Genomic DNA, 16,708 nt, shown 5'->3' with positions numbered 1-16,708 from the left:
GGAACGGGTCCGCACAATGGTTCAAGAGCTATCCCACTTCGTCGGCGGCAAGCGCGTCCCCGGTGCCTCCAACAAGTTCGGCGACGTCTACGACCCCAACACCGGTGAGGTGCAGGCGCGTGTGCCTCTCGCCGACAAGGCCGAGACGGAGGCGATCATCGCGAATGCGGTGGAAGCTCAGCGTGAATGGGCGCTGTTCAACCCGCAGAAGCGGGCGCGCGTCCTGATGAAGTTCCTCCAGCTCGTGCAGGAGGAGATGGATTCGCTGGCGCGCCTCCTGTCGTCCGAGCACGGCAAGACGATCCCCGACGCGAAGGGCGACATCCAGCGCGGCCTCGAGGTCATCGAGTTCGCCCTCGGTGCCCCGCACCTGCTCAAGGGCGAGTACACGGAATCCGCCGGAACCGGGATCGACGTGTACTCCATGCGTCAGCCGCTCGGCGTCGTCGCCGGCATCACGCCCTTCAACTTCCCGGCCATGATCCCGCTGTGGAAGGCCGGTCCCGCGCTGGCCGCCGGCAACGCCTTCATCCTCAAGCCGTCCGAGCGCGACCCCTCGGTGCCGCTGCGCCTGGCCGAACTGTTCCTCGAGGCCGGGCTGCCCGCGGGTGTGTTCAACGTGGTCAACGGTGACAAGGAAGTGGTGGACGTCCTGCTCACCGACGACCGCGTCAAGGCGGTCGGGTTCGTCGGGTCCACTCCGATCGCGCAGTACATCTACGAGACCGCCGCGGCCCACGGCAAGCGCGCCCAGTGCTTCGGTGGCGCGAAGAACCACGCGATCATCATGCCCGACGCCGACCTCGACGAGGTTGCCGACGCCCTCATCGGCGCAGGTTACGGCTCCGCGGGTGAGCGATGCATGGCCATCTCCGTCGCCGTGCCGGTGGGTGAGGAGACGGCGGATGCGCTCGTCGCGAAGCTGACCGAACGGGTCGGCAAGCTCACGATCGGCCGCAGCGACGACGAGTCCGCCGACTTCGGACCGCTGGTCAGCAAGGACGCCGTCGAGCGGGTGAACAGTTACATCCAGATCGGCATCGACGAAGGCGCGGAGGCCGTGATCGACGGCCGCGGCTTCACCCTCGAGGGCCACGAGAACGGCTTCTTCGCCGGCGCGACCCTGTTCGACAAGGTCACCACCGACATGCGTGTCTACAAGGAAGAGATCTTCGGACCCGTCCTACTGGTCGCCCGCGCCGCGGACTACGAGGAGGCGCTCCGCCTGCCCACCGAACACGAGTACGGCAACGGCGTCGCCATCTTCACCCGCGACGGCGACACGGCCCGCGACTTCACGAACCGCGTCAACGTCGGCATGGTCGGCGTCAACGTGCCGATCCCCGTGCCGATCGCGTACCACACGTTCGGCGGCTGGAAGCGCTCCGGCTTCGGCGACCTGAACCAGCACGGTCCCGACTCCTTCCGCTTCTACACCAAGACCAAGACCGTGACGCAACGTTGGCCCTCCGGCAAGAAGGAACAGACCAACCACTTCGTCATCCCCACCATGAACTGAACGGAACTCCATGTTCACCTTGACCGATGACGAGCGGGCGATCAGTGACACGGCCCGTGATTTCGCGGCCGAGCATTTGGCGCCGCATGCGGTGGAGTGGGATCAGACCAAGCATTTCCCGGTCGATGTGCTGCGGAAGGCGGCGTCGTTGGGGATGGGCGGGATCTACGTCCGCGAGGACGTGGGCGGCTCCGAGCTGACCCGGGTCGATGCGGCCCGGATCTTCGAGCAGTTGGCGAAGGGGTGCCCGTCGATCGCGGCCTATATTTCCATCCACAACATGGTGACCTGGATGATCGACCGGTTCGGCACCGAGGAGCAGCGGCATGCCTGGGTGCCGGGGCTGTGTGCGATGGATCAGCTGGGCAGTTACTGCCTGACCGAGCCGGGTGCCGGCTCGGATGCGGCGGCGTTGAGCACCCGGGCGGTCCGGGACGGCGACGACTACGTTTTGAACGGGGTCAAGCAGTTCATCTCCGGGGCCGGGACCTCGGAGGTGTATGTGGTGATGGCCCGCACCGGGGAGGGCGGGCCGCGCGGGATTTCGGCGTTCATCGTCCCGAAGGGTGCGGTCGGGCTGTCGTTCGGGCCGAACGAGGTGAAGATGGGCTGGAACGCCCAGCCGACCCGGCAGGTGATCTTCGAGGACGTGCGGGTGCCGGCGGCAAACCTGCTCGGCGACGAGGGTGGTGGGTTCCGGATCGCGATGGCCGGCCTGAACGGGGGCCGGCTCAACATCGCCGCGTGCTCGGTCGGTGGGGCGCAGACCGCGCTGGAGCGGGCGGTGGCGTATCTGGCGGACCGGAAGGCGTTCGGGTCGTCGTTGCTCGACTCGCAGGCGTTGCAGTTCCAGCTGGCGGACATGCGCACCGACCTCGAGGCGGCCCGGACCCTGTTGTGGCGGGCGGCGGCCGCGCTGGAGGACGGTGCCCCGGACGTGGTGGAGTTGTGTGCGATGGCGAAGCGGTTCGCCACCGACACCGGGTTCGAGGTCGCCAACCGGGCGCTGCAGTTGCACGGCGGGTACGGCTATCTTGCCGAGTACGGGATCGAGAAGATCGTCCGCGACCTGCGGGTGCATCAGATCCTCGAGGGCAGCAACGAGATCATGCGAGTGGTCATCGCCCGCAGCGTCGTCGGAAACCGAGGAGTGGCATAAATGAGCGAACCAATCACCGACCCCGAAGTCCTCATCGACCAGCGCGACGGTGTGGGCCGGATCGTGCTGAACCGCCCCAAGGCGATCAACGCCCTCAACCACACCATGGTCCGGCGGATTGCGGCGGCGCTGGCGGAGTGGGCCGGGGACGACGCGGTGCGGGCGGTGCTGATCACCGGCGCCGGGGATCGCGGGTTGTGTGCGGGCGGGGACATCGTGTCGATCTACCACGACGCCAAGGAGGGGGGTACCGGGTCGCGGGAGTTCTGGCGGGACGAGTACCTCCTCAACGCGACCATCGCGAACTACCCGAAGCCGTATGTGGCGGTCATGGACGGCATCGTGATGGGCGGCGGGGTCGGGGTGTCGGCGCACGGGAGTGTGCGGATCGTGACCGAGCGGTCGATGATCGGCATGCCCGAGACCGGGATCGGGTTCGTCCCCGACGTCGGCGGCACCTACCTGCTCGCCCGTGCCCCCGGGGAGCTCGGTACGCACATCGCGCTCACCACCGCCCGCCTGGGTGCCGGGGATGCGATCGCGTGCGGGTTCGCCGACCACTTCATCCCGTCGGAGAAGATCGAGCAGTTCGTGCAGAAGTTGACGGACACGTCGGTGGAGGAGGCGTTGGCGGCGTTCACCGAACCGGCCCCGGAATCGCCCCTGCTGGCCCAGCAGGGGTGGATCGACGCCGCATATTCCGCCGACAGCGTCGCCGAGATCGTCTCGCGGCTGCAGAACAGTGGGGTCCCGGAAGCGGCGAAGGCGGCCGAGCAGGTTTTGGCGAAGTCGCCGACCGCGTGCGCGGTCACCCTCACCTCGCTGCGCCGGGCGCGGGTGGCGGGCAGCCTCGAGGAGGTCCTCAACGAGGAGTTCCGGGTGTCGGTGGCCTGCCTGGGTTCGGCTGATCTGGTCGAGGGGATCCGGGCGCAGGTCGTCGACAAGGACCGCAACCCGCGCTGGTCACCCGCCACCCTCGACGACGTCACCGACGACGTCGTCGCACAGTTCTTCACCCCCCTCGGCGACCTCGAACTCGGCCTCACGGCCCCGCAACCGCAGCACTGACCACCAGCCACACGCGTCCAGGAGGGACTGCTATGAGCACTACCGTCGGATTTCTGGGACTCGGCCACATGGGTGGTCCCATGGCGGCCAACCTCGTCAAGGCGGGGCACACGGTGGTCGGCTTCGACCTCGCGCCCGCCGCACTCGAGCAGGCAGTGAAAGACGGTGTCACCGTCGCCGATTCGGCCATCGAGGCCGTACGGGAGGTGGACGTCGTGATCACGATGCTGCCGAGCGGCAAGCACGTTCTCGGGCTCTACGCGGAGATCCTGCCCGCCGCGAAACCGGGCACCCTGTTCATCGACTCGTCCACCATCGACGTCGCGGACGCCCGCGCAGCGCACGACGAGGCCGTCGAGGCCGGACACCGCTCGGTGGACGCACCCGTCTCCGGTGGCGTCGTCGGCGCCACCGCGGGAACTCTCGCGTTCATGGTCGGCGGCACGGCGGACGACTTCGAGTCCGCGAAGCCGTTGCTCGACGTGATGGGCAAGAAGGTCGTCCACTGCGGCGACCCGGGCAACGGTCAGGCCGCGAAGATCTGCAACAACATGATCCTCGGTGTGTCGATGATCGCCGTCAGCGAGGCATTCGTCCTCGGCGAGAAGCTGGGGCTGAGCAACCAGGCGCTGTTCGACGTCGCGTCCAACGCGTCGGGGCAGTGCTGGGCGCTGACCACCAACTGTCCTGTGCCCGGACCGGTTCCGACGAGCCCGGCCAACAACGACTACCAGCCGGGCTTCGCGGCCGCGCTGATGGACAAGGATCTCGGTCTCGCCGCGAACGCGCTGAAGACCAACGGCGTCGAGGCCGAACTCGGCCTCCGTGCCGCCGAACTGTACAGCCGGTTCCATGCCGCCGGCGGTGGTGGTCAGGACTTCTCGGCCATCATCAACGACATCCGCGAACGTTCCACCGAGGGAGAGCAGTGACCGACTTCGAGACCATCCTCCTGGAGCGCAAGGGCCGGGTGGGGATCATCACCCTCAACCGTCCGAAGGCGCTCAACGCCTTGAACTCCGAGCTGATGCGTGAGGTCGTGTCGGCGGTGGAGGAGTTGGAGAAGGATTCGGAGATCGGAGCCATCCTGATCACCGGTTCCGATCGGGCCTTCGCGGCGGGCGCCGACATCAAGGAGATGCAGCCCAAGTCGTACATGGACGTCTACCTGGACGACTTCTTCGCCGCGTGGGATCGCCTCGCCGCGGCCCGCAAGCCCACCATCGCTGCCGTCGCCGGCTACGCGCTCGGCGGCGGGTGCGAACTGGCGATGCTCTGCGACATCCTGCTCGCCGCCGACACCGCGAAGTTCGGTCAGCCCGAGATCAAACTCGGTGTCATCCCCGGCATCGGCGGCTCACAGCGCCTGACCCGCGCCGTGGGCAAGGCCAAGGCCATGGAACTGTGCCTGACCGGCCGGAACATGGACGCCGAGGAGGCCGAACGCGCAGGGCTGGTGTCGCGGATCGTGCCCGCCGCCGACCTCCTGGACGAGGCCCTGCAGACGGCGACCACCATCGCCCAGATGTCCCTCCCGGTCGCGATGATGGCGAAGGAAGCGGTGAACCGCTCCTTCGAAACCACCCTCACCGAGGGCGTCCGCTTCGAGCGCCGGGTGTTCCACTCGACGTTCGCCACCGAAGACCAGAAGGAAGGGATGGCGGCGTTCGTCGAGAAACGTCAGCCCGTCTTCAAGCACCGCTGAACAGCCGTACTCACCACTTGGTCGGCGCGTCTCCGGTGTCGAAATCGCCTGCCTCGCGGCGCAGTTCGGCGAGGATGGCGACCAGTTGTTCCAGCTTGTCACCGGACACGCCGGGGTGGGAGAACACCTGCGCGTTGAGCCGCTCGGTGGACTCGACCGCCAGTTTCCTTCCCGCGTCGGTGATCTCGATCAGCGTGGCGCGGCGGTCGCTCGGATGTGGAACACGCCGCACGAGATTCGCCGTCTCGAGCCGGTCGACGGCGTTGGTGACGCTCGTCGGGTGAACCTGAAGGCGCGCGCTGGCCTTCGCCATCGGAAGTGCACCGGTGCGCGTGAACGTCAGCAGTGTCAGCAATTCGTACCGGGCGAACGTGAGCCCCGACGGTTTGAGCACCTCTTCCACCCGCGCGATCATGATCTGATGGGCGCGCATCACCGAGGTCACCGCGGCCATGCCGTCGGCGACATCACCCCAGCCGTGCTTGGTCCACTGCCGGTGGGCCTCTTCGATGGGGTCGAGATGAAGTGGTGACGGTGGTGGCATGCGTCGATCATCCCATGTCGGGTGATGGGCCGTGAAAGTCTGCCGAGCGTGTCGTCAGCGGGCTTCCGCCTTCGCGGCGGCGGCCAGCGCCACCAACCCGAAGCCCGTGCACGCGGTCATGGTGACCGCAAGCGCGACGCCGGTGTTGCCCAGCACGCCCACCAGGGGAGCGATCAGGGCGCCGACACCGAACTGCAGGGCGCCGAGCAGCGCGGCAGCCGTGCCCGCCGCCTCCCCGTGCCTGCCGAGGGCCAGGGCCGGGGCATTGGGCAGGACGAAGCCGACACCGCCGAGGAGGAACCACAGGGGAACGACGAACCCGACGAGCCCGCCGAACTCGACATGCGCGGTGGTGATCAGCGCCAGCCCGGCCACCGTCGCGAAGCCGAGGGACGCCACGGTGATCTGCAGCGGCGACCAGCGCGCGAGGGCGCGGACGTTGAGTTGCGAGGCACCGATCAGGGCGATCGCGCCGGAGCTGAACAGCAGCGCGAACTGCTGCTCGTCCAGGCCGTACTGGTCCTGGAAGACGAACGACGCACCGGAGACGTACGAGAACAGAGATCCCATCGCCACGCTCGACACGAGGGCGAGCACCATGAACGCCCGGTCTCCGAGCAAGCTCCTGTAGGTGCCCAGCACGGCGACGAGGTTGCTCTTGCGGCGGCGCTCCGGCGGCAGCGTCTCCGCCAGACCCCACGCGCCGATCAACGCGGTCAGCGTGCCGATCACGGCGAGGACGACGAAGATCCCGCGCCAGTCGAGGGCGATGAGGAGCGCCCCGCCGATACTCGGGGCGAGCACGGGTGCGACGCCGAGGACGAGCATCAGCCGCGACATCACGACGGCGACGGTGTTCCCCGAGAACAGGTCGCGGACCACGGCGAGGGCGACCACCGCTGCGGCTGCGGCGCCGATGCCCTGGAAGACGCGGAGTACCCCCAGCACGGCCACGGTCGGCGCGAACACCGCGAGCACGGACGCGGCGACGTGCACACCGATACCGGCGATGAGGGGGCGCCTGCGCCCCAGACTGTCCGCCAGCGGTCCGACGATCAACTGCCCCAGCGCAAGGCCGAGCAGGGTGCCGGTGATGGTCAACTGGACCGCGGACGAGGATGCGCCGAGGTCGGTTCCGATGTCCGGTAGCGCCGGCAGATACATGTCGATGGTGAAGGGGCCGAGGGCCACCATCGCGCCGAGTACGAGGATCACCCGAAGGCTGGGCCGGGAGGTTGTCCGCTCGCCGGTCGGGGCGGCGCGTTCTTCGGTGTCGGTCATGAAGGAACACAGCAACGAGGGCACACGGTTTGTTCCCGCCCCGGCGTGTCGATTCAGAATCACCGTGAGCGCAACCCTCGCGCCCTCCGCGGCGGCGGGGCACAGTGGTCATCGATGCGGGTGTGACTGAGTGGTTGAGGTACCGGCCTGCAAAGCCGTTCACACGGGTTCGAATCCCGTCACTCGCTCGGGTGAGAACCGGCAGGTGATGCACCTGCCGGTTCTCTCGTGCGCGTGTTCACACGTCTTCGAGGCGAATGCCCTTGGTCTCCTTCATAAACAGGCACGCGACGCCGGTGAGGACGGCCAGCGCCATGATGTAGACGCCGAACACCCAGCCGAGGTCGAGTCCGAGGAGAAGCTGGTTCAGATACGGCGCCGTGCCACCGAACACCGCGACCGAGAACGAGTACGCGAACCCGATCGCCTGGGTGCGCAGTCGCGTCGGGAAACTCTCCGACAGCGTGGAGGACAGAATCGACGCCGGGACCGCGACGATCAGCAGCGCCACGGTGGTCGCGACCAGGAGGGTCCATCCGTCGGACGTGATCATCATGGTCAGCGGCAACTGCAGCGCGAACATCAGCACCGCGAAGGCACCCAGCATGGGTCGCCGGCCGATCTTGTCGGAGAGCAACCCGAGGAACGGCAGCGAGACCAGAGCGATCAGCTGAGCGATCACGAGCATCCAGTACGCGGTGTCGGGGTTCATGCCCTGCTGGGTGATCGCGTACGTGGAGACGTACGACGTCCAGGTGTAGTGCGCAGCCGTGATTCCCGACGTCATGCCGATCATCAGGAGGATCGCGCGGACGACGGTCCGGCGCGGGATCCGCGGCTGATCGTCGTCCTTCTGTCCGGCATCGAAAACGTCGCTTTCGTCCATGCTGCGGCGCAGGTAGAGGGCGACGAGCGCCAGCAGCGCGCCGATGAGGAACGGGACGCGCCAACCCCATTGACCGACAGCGGTGTCGGACAGGGAGGAGGTGACGACGCCGCCGATGGTGTACGCCAGCACCGAACCACCGAAGATCGCGACGAAGGCGACGCTGCCCCACATGCCGCGCCGGTGTGGAGGCGCGATCTCACCGACGTACGAGTACGCGGTCGCGGATTCGCCGCCGTGTGCGAAGCCCTGCATGACCCGCGCCGCGAGCAGGATCAGCGACGCCCACGCGCCGATGGCCGAATAGGTGGGCATGATTCCGATGATCAGGCTGCCGGCCGCCATCATCAGCATCGTCGTGACGAGGACGAACTTGCGTCCACGCTTGTCGGCGATCCGGCCGAAGATGATGCCGCCGAGGGGACGCATGAGAAATCCGACCGCGAACACGGCGAGCGTCGACAGCAGGGCCGACACGGGGTCGGACGTGCTGAACATCGCCGCCGCGATGAACGGAGCGAAGACCGCGTACGCACTCCACTCGTACCACTCGAGGACGTTGCCGACGGAGCTGGCGAGTAGCGATTTCTTACGGGAAGCGAGGGTGGGTCCGGACTGGGTGTCAGGCTGCGCCTGGCGAGTGATGTCGACGTTCACGTGCAGTCACTTTCATCGGGGGCGTGGAGTCGCTGGGGAGAGGGGAAGAGTCGTCAGCGCAGGTCGCTACGCCGGATCTTGCCGGTCTGCGTCTTCGGCAGATCAGAGATGATGTGGACGAGCCGCGGCCGCTTGTACGCGGCGAGCCGGTCGCGGGCGAACGCGACCAGTTCGTCCTCGGTGGCGCTCGCGCCCTTGCGAAGCGAGACGTAGGCGACCACCGATTCGCCCTGGTAGTCGTCGGGCTGCCCGACGACGGCCGCCTCGTGCACGGCCGGGTGTTCGTAGAGTGTGTCCTCGACCTCGCGGGGCCACACCTTGTAGCCGGACACGTTGATCTGGTCCTTGAGCCGGTCGACGAGGTACACCCACCCGGAATCGTCGACGATCGCGACGTCCCCGGTGCGCAACCGTCCGCCGGGCAGGGTGTCCCGGGAGGCGGTGGGGTTGCGCCAGTAGCCCGAAACCACCTGTGGTCCGGCGATTTCCAGTTCGCCGGCAGTGTGGGGTGCAACGGGGTCGCCATTCGGGTCGACGACCCGGAGGTCGACCCGCGGGAGCGGGAGACCGATGGACAGTGAGCCACTCGACGGGTCGACCGGTGCCCGCTGTCCGGGTGGCACCGCGATCACTCCGGCGGTGGTCTCGGTCATCCCGTACGCATTGTGGATGTACTTGCCGAACCTGGCCTCGAACTTCTCCACGGTCGCAGGCGGGATGGGCGCACCACCCGAGTAGAGGGTCTTCACCGAGGCGAAGTGGTCCGCGCTCACACCCGGCACCTCGGAGAGCGCGTTGAACACGGTGATCGAGCCGATCGTGTACGTCACCCGGTGCTCCACGAACGTCTCCAGCGCGACGGCCGCGCTGAACCGATTCGCGAACACGAGCACACAGTCCCGGATCAGGGCCACACCGGCATTGAGCACGGCGCCGGTGATGTGGAACAGGGGAGCGACCGCGAACACGACGTCCCCGTCGACGACCCCGGCGCAGTCGCCGAAGTCGAGTGCGGTGGCCAGCACGTTCGCGTGGGAGTTGAGCGCACCCTTGGGTGGGCCGGTGGTCCCGGAGGTGTAGGTGAGCAGGGCGAGGTCGCCTCCGCCGACTTCGACCCGTGGTGGTCGCTGTCCGCGGAAGCGCTCGAGCAGGTCGACGAGGTCGCCGTCCGCTGCCGGAGTGGCCCGCGCGGTGGCTTCGAACACTCGCGGATCGTTGCGGGTCTGGAAGTCGAGGGAGCTGGTGCTGATCGAGAATCGCACGCTGCTGTCGCGCAGCGTCTCGGCCGTCGCCGCGGCGGTCGCGTCCTCGCAGATGATGCCGATCGGTTCGGCGTCGTCGACGAGGCGGCGGAGTTCGTGTCCGCGGTACATCGGATTGAGCACGAGCGCCGCTGCGCCGACCTTCCACAGCGCCAGCAGGGCGAGCGCGTACTGCGGCACATTCTGCAGGTAGATGCCCACCCGGTCGCCTCGCCCGACACCCCGCTCGTCCAGCGCGACGGCGAGGGCGTCCGACAGATCGTCGACCTCGCGCGCCGTCAGGACGGCATCGAAGTAGGCGACGGCCGGGTGGTCGGGATACGCCTCCACCCGCGATCGCCAGGCGTCGAGAGCGGTCGCTACTGCTGGTTCCCGGCTTCCGTCGTTGTGCAACGTCGACGACACGCACGTCCCCTTTCTCCGGCTCCGATCCGAACGGGATGTCCGAATTCGAGCGGCCGACCGATCACTCGCTCGGTCAGTGTGGGCAAGTGTTGTGCGTCACACGTCGTGTGTCAAGTCGGCCCTGCGGGGAGTCACTGTCCGGCCATGATCTCACCGACCGTTGCGGCTCATATTTCCGTCTGGCAATATGAGGTCATGAGCGCCTACGCCGCACTGGCCGAGCCGCACCGAAGGCAGATACTCGACCTGCTGCGTGAGGGTGAGCGGCCCGCCGGAGAACTGGTCGAACGCATCGCGCTCAGTCAGCCCGGCGTGTCCAAGCATCTCAAGGTGCTGCGCGAGGCCGGGCTCGTCGTGGTGCGCGCGGACGGTAAGCACCGTCTGTATGCGCTGCGCCCGGAACCCCTCGCTGAGGTCGACCACTGGCTGGAGCCGTACCGCGCTTTCTGGTCGAGCCGCCTCGATGCACTCGAACGACACCTGGAGGAGAACCCATGACCGACGGAACCCTGGAGACGATCGACGGCCGCCCGGCGCTGCGCTTCGAGCGCACGCTCACCCATTCGGTCGAGCGCGTGTGGCGGGCGGTCAGCGAACCGGCAGAACTCGAGCGCTGGTTTCCCGCCGCCGCGGACTGGACGCCGGCCGCGGGGGAGACGTTCGAGGCATACGGCGCGACCGGAGAGGTGACCGAGGTCGACGCGCCGCATCGGCTCGCGTGGACCTACGGCGACGAGCGGTACAGCTTCGACCTGGCGGCAGAGGGCGACGGCTGTCGCCTGACCTTCACGCACGTGTTCGGTGACCGCGCGATCGCGGCGCAGACCGCAGCCGGCTGGGAGACCTATTTCGCGCGGCTCGAGCCGCATCTCGCCGGCGGGTACCTCTCCGAAGCGGAGGCGCACGGGTCGTGGGACCAGTGGGAGGAAATTCACGAACGCTACGCCGAGCGCTTCGGCGTCGATCCGACGCCCGGGCGGCGCTTTCTGGAGGCTCAGCGCGCCGGGCAGTGACCCCTTCGGGTCGTTTCGCGTGCGGTCGGATCAGCGTGTCACGTCGAGTGCGTCGACGTCGACGCCTGCCGCAGGAAGCAGGTGGTAGAACGCGCGCTCACAGAGGTCGATCATCTCGGTGCGTTCCATGCTCGGCTCGTCGAGCCACGACAGCACGACCTCCTCCATGAACGCCTGCCAGCCCGAGATCGCGGCGTCGAGCGCGGGTGTCGTCGGCACGCCGAACTCGGCCAGTGACACGCCGATCCACCGGGTGAACGTCCGCCGCATGCCCCGGTAGATCTGCCGCATCCTCTCGTCGCCGCTACCGGCCATCCCCATGACCGCGAGGTAGATGGTCGGGTGTTCGATCACCGCGTCCGCGAACGTTTCGACGCCCGCCCGGAGTTGTCCGTGCACCGGGAGCGTCGCGTCGGGTGTCATCCGCCGCTGCAGTTCGGACGCCGAGGCTTCGAGGACGGCGTTCCGAAAGCCCTGCTTGTTCTTGAAGTAGTGGAACAGCAGTGGCGCGGACACACCTGCGTCGGCGGCCACCTGGTCCATCGACAGGTCGTCGAACGACACCGTGTCGAGAAGTCGGACGGCCACGTCGAGGATCTGCGCGCGCCGATCTTCCGGAGAGCGGGGTGCGGCGGCCACCCCTGCACTCTATTGACGAACCCCCGGGCCGTCCATTGACTTTTACTCAACCGCATACGTAACCTCGGGTAACACATACCGAGTGTGAGGAGCGCGACAATGCCGGATTTCGATGTGGTCGTCAATGGTGGGCTGTGGTTCGACGGAACCGGATCCGCGCCGCTGCGCCGCAATCTCGGCATCCGCGACGGGGTCGTCGTCCGGGCATCGGCACGCCCGCTGCCCGTCGGCCCCGGCACCGAGGTCGTCGACGCCGCAGGCAAGTGGGTGCTCCCCGGGTTCGTCGATGTGCACACCCACTACGACGCGGAGGTGCTCGTCAGCCCCGGCTTGCCGGAGTCGGTACGACACGGCGTGACCACCGTCGTCCTCGGAAACTGCTCCCTGTCCACCGTGTACTCGACGCCGCGCGAGTGCGCCGACCTGTTCAGCCGGGTCGAGGCGGTGCCGCACGACTCCGTGCTCAGGATCCTGGAGGAGAACAAGATCTGGCAGAGCCCTGCGGAGTACGTCGAGGCACTCGAGTCGCTGCCGCTCGGCCCCAACGTCGCCGGGTTCATCGGGCACTCCGACATCCGCACCCACGTCCTCGGCCTCGGCCGGGGCACCGACAAGCGGATCGAGCCGACCGCGCCCGAACTCGAGCGGATGGGCGCGATGCTCACCGACGCCGTGGACGCCGGCTTCCTCGGCCTCTCCTCCATGACGAACGCGCTCGACAAGATCGACGGCGACGAATACCGTTCCCGCTCACTGCCGTCCACGTACGCGCGGTGGAAGGAGTTCCGCTTCCTCAATCGCATCCTGCGCGAGCGCGGCAAGATCCTGCAGAGTGCGCCCACGATCAACCTGCACCCCAACATTGCCGGATTCTTCGCGGAGAGTTCAGGCTTCGGGCGGCGCAAGCCACTCAAGACGTCGCTGCTGTCGGCTGCGGACTCGAAGGCCTACCCGCCGATCGTGTACTTCATGCTTGCCGCGGCGCCGCTGCTGAACCGCTTCGCCAAGACCGATTTCAAGTGGCAGCACCTGCCGGTGCCGTTCACCGTCTACGCCGACGGCATCGACCTCGTCGTGTTCGAGGAGTTCGGCGCAGGCGCGGCGGCACTCCACCTCGAGGATCAGGTGGAGCGAAACGCCCTGCTGCAGGACGAGTCCTACCGACGCCGGTTCCGCAAGGACTACGACAACAAGTTCAGCCCCCGCATCTGGCACCGCAACTTCTACGACGCGGAAATCGTCGGGTGCCCGGACGAGACGCTGATCGGCAAGACGTTCGGCGCCGTGGGCGACCTTCGCGGTGTGCACCCGGTCGACGCGTACCTCGATCTCGTCGTGAAGTACGGCACCGACCTGCGGTGGCGGACCACCATCGCCAACCATCGCCCCAGGTTCGCGAAGAAGCTCGCGGCCAGTTCCGGGGTGCAGATGGGATTCGGCGACGCCGGCGCCCACCTGCGCAACATGGCGTTCTACAACTACCCGATCCGCTTGCTGAAGAAGGTCAAGGACGCGCAGTCCGACCGCAAGCCGTTCCTGACCGTCGAGCGGGCTGTTCACCGGCTGACCGGCGAGCTGGCCGACTGGTACGGCATCGACGCCGGCCACCTCCGCGAAGGTGACCGCGCCGATCTGGTCGTCGTCGACCCGGCGGGTCTCGACGCCACGGTGGACGGATTGTTCGAGGCGGAGGTCCCCGAATACGGCGGGTTGCGGCGGATGGTGAACCGCAGCGACGGCGCCGCGGTCGCGACGGTGATCAACGGCAGGCTCGTCTACCGCGACGGCGATTTCACCGGCGGATTCGGGGTCACCAGGACGGGACGCTTCCTCCGCGCCGGAGAGTCGTCCGCAGACCGCAGCGAGCGTGAGACGATCGTCGGATGAGTCGCACGGAGCGGATCGGCACGTTCACCCGCGACGGACTGGTGTTCGACGTCCGCGACGAGGGCCCGATCGACGGCACACCGGTGGTGCTGTTGCACGGGTTTCCGCAGGACTCGCGGTCGTGGGAGGCGCTGGCGCCGCTGCTGCATCGGCGCGGGTTCCGCACCCTGGCCCCGGACCAGCGAGGCTATTCGCCCGGTGCCAGGCCCCGCGCCCGCCGCGCGTACCGCAGCACGGAACTGATCGCGGACGTCGTCGCGCTCATCGACCGGGCAGGCCTCGGCCCGGCGCACGTGGTCGGACACGATTGGGGCGCGGCGGTGGCCTGGGGTCTCGCCGCCGAACGCCCCGACCGGGTCCGCACGCTCACGGCGCTGTCGGTGCCGCACCCGGCGGCGTTCGTGCGGGCGATGCTCACCAGCCGTCAGATCCTGAAGTCCTGGTACATGTTCGCGTTCCAGCTGCCGTGGATCCCGGAGCGGGTGCTCACCCCGGACGGCTTCGGCTACCGGGCCCTGCTCGCCAGCGGCCAGTCGCCGGACGACGCGAAGCGCGACCTCGGGCCCATGCGCGATCGGACGCGGGCCCGGGGCGCCCTGAACTGGTATCGCGCGATGCCGTTCATCTCGCCCCGATCTGCCTCCCGGAAGGTCCGGGTGCCCACGCTGTTCGTGTGGAGCGACGGCGACACGGCGATCGGTCCGGTGGGGCCGAAGCTGACCAACCGATTCGTCGACGCCCCGTACACGTACGAGGTGCTCCGCGGCGTGAGCCACTGGATCCCGGACGAGGCGGCCGAGCGCGTCGACGAACTACTCGGCAAGCACCTGCTCGATCAGTCGTGACGCCGATCGATCCGTCCGCGCCACGTCGCCGGTGACCAAGCGGTCGAGGAGGATTCCCCGCAGTCCGGACACCGCGACCGTCGCATTCTCGCGGGCGTCCTGAGCAGTGGTTCCGCATCGGACCATCGCGTCGGCGACGGCGTCGATCAGCGTGTGGATGGCCGATGTGGCGAAGTCGGCGAACGGGCCCCGCTGCACGCTCGCCACCCCCATCACCTGCAACAGAATCTTCGTGCTGACAGACGATTCGCCCTGTGTGGTCGACGTCCACAACTCCGCGAGGCCTGCACGCAGCCCGTCCCGGTCCGTGACGCCGGAGAACAGGGACGAGAACCCAGGATGCTGCGTCGCCAGCGCCTGGACCAGCAGCTCCTCCTTGGTGCCGAAGTAGTAGATGAGCATGCGTGAACTGGTGCCCAGCGCGGCGGCGAGCGGCCGGAGCGACAGGTCCGCGAGTCCGTGTTCGGCGATGTAGCGGACGACGTCGGCGAGGAGCTGCGCACGCTTGGCGTGGTCGAGGGGGCGGGCCATTCGGTTGACTGTAGCGGACGGTACAGGTATTCATAACGACATGACTGTAACGACTGCTTCAGAAACGCGGAAGCTCGGGCGGCCAGTGGTGGTCACGGGATTCGCCGCCGCCACGTCGATCGCGGACGACGCCGACGGAACGTGGGAAGGGTTGTTGCGCAACCAGTCCGGCATCGGCTCGCTCGACGAGCCGTTCGTCGACGACTACGACCTTCCCGTCCGGATCGGCGGCAAACTCACGGCGCACCCCGCCGAGCACCTGTCGCGTGTGGAGCAGCGCCGCCTGTCGTTCGTCGAGCAGAGCGCGCTCGTCCTCGGTCGGCGGGCCTGGGCGAGCGCGGGCGCACCCGACGTCGACGGCGAGCGGCTCGCCGTCGCGATCGGCACCGGCCTGGGCGGCGGGGACGCCCTGGTCGGGGCCGTCGATGCGATGCGCGCGAACGGGTACCGCAAGGTCTCGCCGATGTCCGTTCCCATGGTCATGCCGAACGGTCCCGCCGCCACCGTCGGGCTGGAGATCGGTGCGAAGGCGGGGGTGTTCGCGCCCGTGTCCGCGTGCTCGTCCGGATCGGAGGCGATCGCGCACGCCTGGCGGCTGATCGCCACCGGCGAGGCGGACGTGGTGGTGGCCGGCGGGGTCGAGGGGCAGATCGACGCGGTGCCCATCGCGAGTTTCGCGATGATGCGCGCGATGAGTACCCGCAACGACGAACCCGCACGGGCATCACGGCCGTTCGATCGCGACCGGGACGGTTTCGTGTTCGGTGAGGCCGGCGCGGTGCTCGTGCTCGAATCCGAGGAGCACGCCCGGTCTCGCGGTGCGGAGACCCACGGCCGGATCCTGGGGGCCGGAATCACCTCGGACGCTTACCATATCGTCGCCCCTGATCCGCAGGGCGCCGGAATTGCGCGCGCCATGCGAAAGGCGCTCGACACGGCGGGACTGATCGGCGCGGACGTCGATCACGTCAACGCCCACGCCACCTCGACGACTGTCGGCGACGCCTCCGAGGCCATCGCGATCGCCGCCGTCGCCGGACAGGCGTCGGTGTACGCACCGAAATCGGCACTCGGGCATTCCATCGGCGCGGTCGGAGCCCTCGAGACGATCCTCACGGTCCTGACGGTGCGCGAACAGGTCGTCCCGCCGACACTCAACCTCGACAATCAGGACCCCGCTATCGACCTGGACATCGTCACCGGGTCACCCCGCCGTCAGCGCATCGACTACGCACTGAGCAATTCGATCGGTTTCGGCGGGCACAACGTCGCGCTCGCCGTCGGGCGGTACTGATCGGCTGTCCGCT

At 68.1% G+C, this 16,708-nt stretch carries 16 protein-coding genes and 1 tRNA gene; 11 read left to right on the top strand and 6 right to left on the bottom strand.

Annotation, left to right across the window (positions count from 1 at the left end; translation table 11 throughout):
• The first annotated feature begins 16 nt into the window (after positions 1-16).
• Genes ACFU5V_RS36885 through ACFU5V_RS36865 form a run of 5 tightly spaced genes read left to right on the top strand, consistent with a single transcriptional unit; the run spans position 17 to position 5,451 of the window.
• A complete protein-coding gene (locus ACFU5V_RS36885) occupies positions 17-1,519 on the top strand; it encodes a CoA-acylating methylmalonate-semialdehyde dehydrogenase (RefSeq protein ID WP_378441973.1) in 1,503 nt (500 codons plus the stop codon).
• 10 nt (positions 1,520-1,529) lie between these two features.
• Complete coding sequence (locus ACFU5V_RS36880; protein WP_378705633.1) at positions 1,530-2,678, top strand: isobutyryl-CoA dehydrogenase; 1,149 nt, start codon at positions 1,530-1,532, stop codon at positions 2,676-2,678.
• Positions 2,679-3,746, top strand: a complete 1,068-nt coding sequence (locus ACFU5V_RS36875) for an enoyl-CoA hydratase/isomerase family protein (protein ID WP_378705632.1) — start codon at positions 2,679-2,681, stop codon at positions 3,744-3,746.
• Positions 3,743-4,678: a 3-hydroxyisobutyrate dehydrogenase gene (mmsB, locus tag ACFU5V_RS36870; RefSeq protein WP_378705696.1), complete on the top strand. Its 936-nt coding sequence runs from the start codon at positions 3,743-3,745 to the stop codon at positions 4,676-4,678. Before ACFU5V_RS36875 ends, mmsB begins: the two co-directional genes overlap by 4 nt.
• Entirely contained in the window at positions 4,675-5,451 is a 777-nt protein-coding gene (locus tag ACFU5V_RS36865; protein ID WP_378441440.1) for an enoyl-CoA hydratase, read from the top strand. The genes mmsB and ACFU5V_RS36865 overlap by 4 nt, the downstream gene beginning before the upstream one ends.
• A 10-nt stretch (positions 5,452-5,461) precedes the next feature.
• On the opposite strand, the gene ACFU5V_RS36860 is transcribed toward ACFU5V_RS36865, so the two are convergent.
• Entirely contained in the window at positions 5,462-5,995 is a 534-nt protein-coding gene (locus ACFU5V_RS36860; RefSeq protein WP_378441442.1) for a MarR family winged helix-turn-helix transcriptional regulator, read from the bottom strand.
• Positions 5,996-6,049: 54 nt separating this feature from the next.
• Positions 6,050-7,300, bottom strand: a complete 1,251-nt coding sequence (locus ACFU5V_RS36855) for a multidrug effflux MFS transporter (RefSeq protein ID WP_378705630.1) — start codon at positions 7,298-7,300, stop codon at positions 6,050-6,052.
• A 92-nt stretch (positions 7,301-7,392) separates the two neighbouring features.
• Between ACFU5V_RS36855 and ACFU5V_RS36850 the strand changes: the two genes are divergently transcribed.
• Positions 7,393-7,464: transfer RNA gene (locus ACFU5V_RS36850), tRNA-Cys, on the top strand.
• 50 nt (positions 7,465-7,514) lie between these two features.
• Here the strand turns inward: ACFU5V_RS36850 and ACFU5V_RS36845 are convergent.
• Both ACFU5V_RS36845 and ACFU5V_RS36840 read right to left on the bottom strand, forming a co-directional pair.
• A complete protein-coding gene (locus ACFU5V_RS36845) occupies positions 7,515-8,819 on the bottom strand; it encodes an MFS transporter (protein ID WP_378441446.1) in 1,305 nt (434 codons plus the stop codon).
• Between the two features lie 53 nt (positions 8,820-8,872).
• Positions 8,873-10,486, bottom strand: coding sequence for a class I adenylate-forming enzyme family protein (locus ACFU5V_RS36840; RefSeq protein ID WP_378705627.1), 1,614 nt, complete (start codon positions 10,484-10,486; stop codon positions 8,873-8,875).
• Between the two features lie 195 nt (positions 10,487-10,681).
• Between ACFU5V_RS36840 and ACFU5V_RS36835 the strand changes: the two genes are divergently transcribed.
• Both ACFU5V_RS36835 and ACFU5V_RS36830 read left to right on the top strand, forming a co-directional pair.
• Positions 10,682-10,984 (top strand): ArsR/SmtB family transcription factor, encoded by a 303-nt coding sequence (locus ACFU5V_RS36835; protein ID WP_378441026.1) that lies wholly within the window; start codon positions 10,682-10,684, stop codon positions 10,982-10,984.
• Positions 10,981-11,499: an SRPBCC domain-containing protein gene (locus tag ACFU5V_RS36830; protein WP_378441022.1), complete on the top strand. Its 519-nt coding sequence runs from the start codon at positions 10,981-10,983 to the stop codon at positions 11,497-11,499. The genes ACFU5V_RS36835 and ACFU5V_RS36830 overlap by 4 nt, the downstream gene beginning before the upstream one ends.
• Positions 11,500-11,529: 30 nt before the next feature.
• Here ACFU5V_RS36830 and ACFU5V_RS36825 read toward each other — a convergent pair whose 3' ends face one another.
• On the bottom strand, positions 11,530-12,138 hold the full coding sequence (locus ACFU5V_RS36825; RefSeq protein ID WP_378441020.1) for a TetR/AcrR family transcriptional regulator: 609 nt from the start codon (positions 12,136-12,138) through the stop codon (positions 11,530-11,532).
• A 99-nt stretch (positions 12,139-12,237) separates the two neighbouring features.
• Here ACFU5V_RS36825 and ACFU5V_RS36820 point away from each other — a divergent pair, with 99 nt between their 5' ends.
• The gene (locus ACFU5V_RS36820; RefSeq protein ID WP_378705625.1) at positions 12,238-14,025 is read left to right on the top strand and encodes an amidohydrolase family protein; all 1,788 of its coding nucleotides are present in this window, start codon (positions 12,238-12,240) and stop codon (positions 14,023-14,025) included.
• Entirely contained in the window at positions 14,022-14,870 is an 849-nt protein-coding gene (locus ACFU5V_RS36815; RefSeq protein ID WP_378705622.1) for an alpha/beta fold hydrolase, read from the top strand. Before ACFU5V_RS36820 ends, ACFU5V_RS36815 begins: the two co-directional genes overlap by 4 nt.
• On the opposite strand, the gene ACFU5V_RS36810 is transcribed toward ACFU5V_RS36815, so the two are convergent.
• The gene (locus tag ACFU5V_RS36810; RefSeq protein ID WP_378705620.1) at positions 14,838-15,401 is read right to left on the bottom strand and encodes a TetR family transcriptional regulator; all 564 of its coding nucleotides are present in this window, start codon (positions 15,399-15,401) and stop codon (positions 14,838-14,840) included. The genes ACFU5V_RS36815 and ACFU5V_RS36810 overlap by 33 nt on opposite strands.
• Before the next feature lie 40 nt (positions 15,402-15,441).
• Here ACFU5V_RS36810 and ACFU5V_RS36805 point away from each other — a divergent pair, with 40 nt between their 5' ends.
• Entirely contained in the window at positions 15,442-16,695 is a 1,254-nt protein-coding gene (locus ACFU5V_RS36805; protein WP_378705617.1) for a KasA/KasB family beta-ketoacyl-ACP synthase, read from the top strand.
• Positions 16,696-16,708 lie beyond the last annotated feature (13 nt).

Source organism: Rhodococcus sp. NPDC057529, assembly GCF_042802055.1.
Classification (GTDB): Bacteria; Actinomycetota; Actinomycetes; order Mycobacteriales; family Mycobacteriaceae; genus Rhodococcus_F.
Note: the sequence above shows the minus strand (reverse complement) of the source record. Positions and strands in the feature narration are given on the sequence as shown.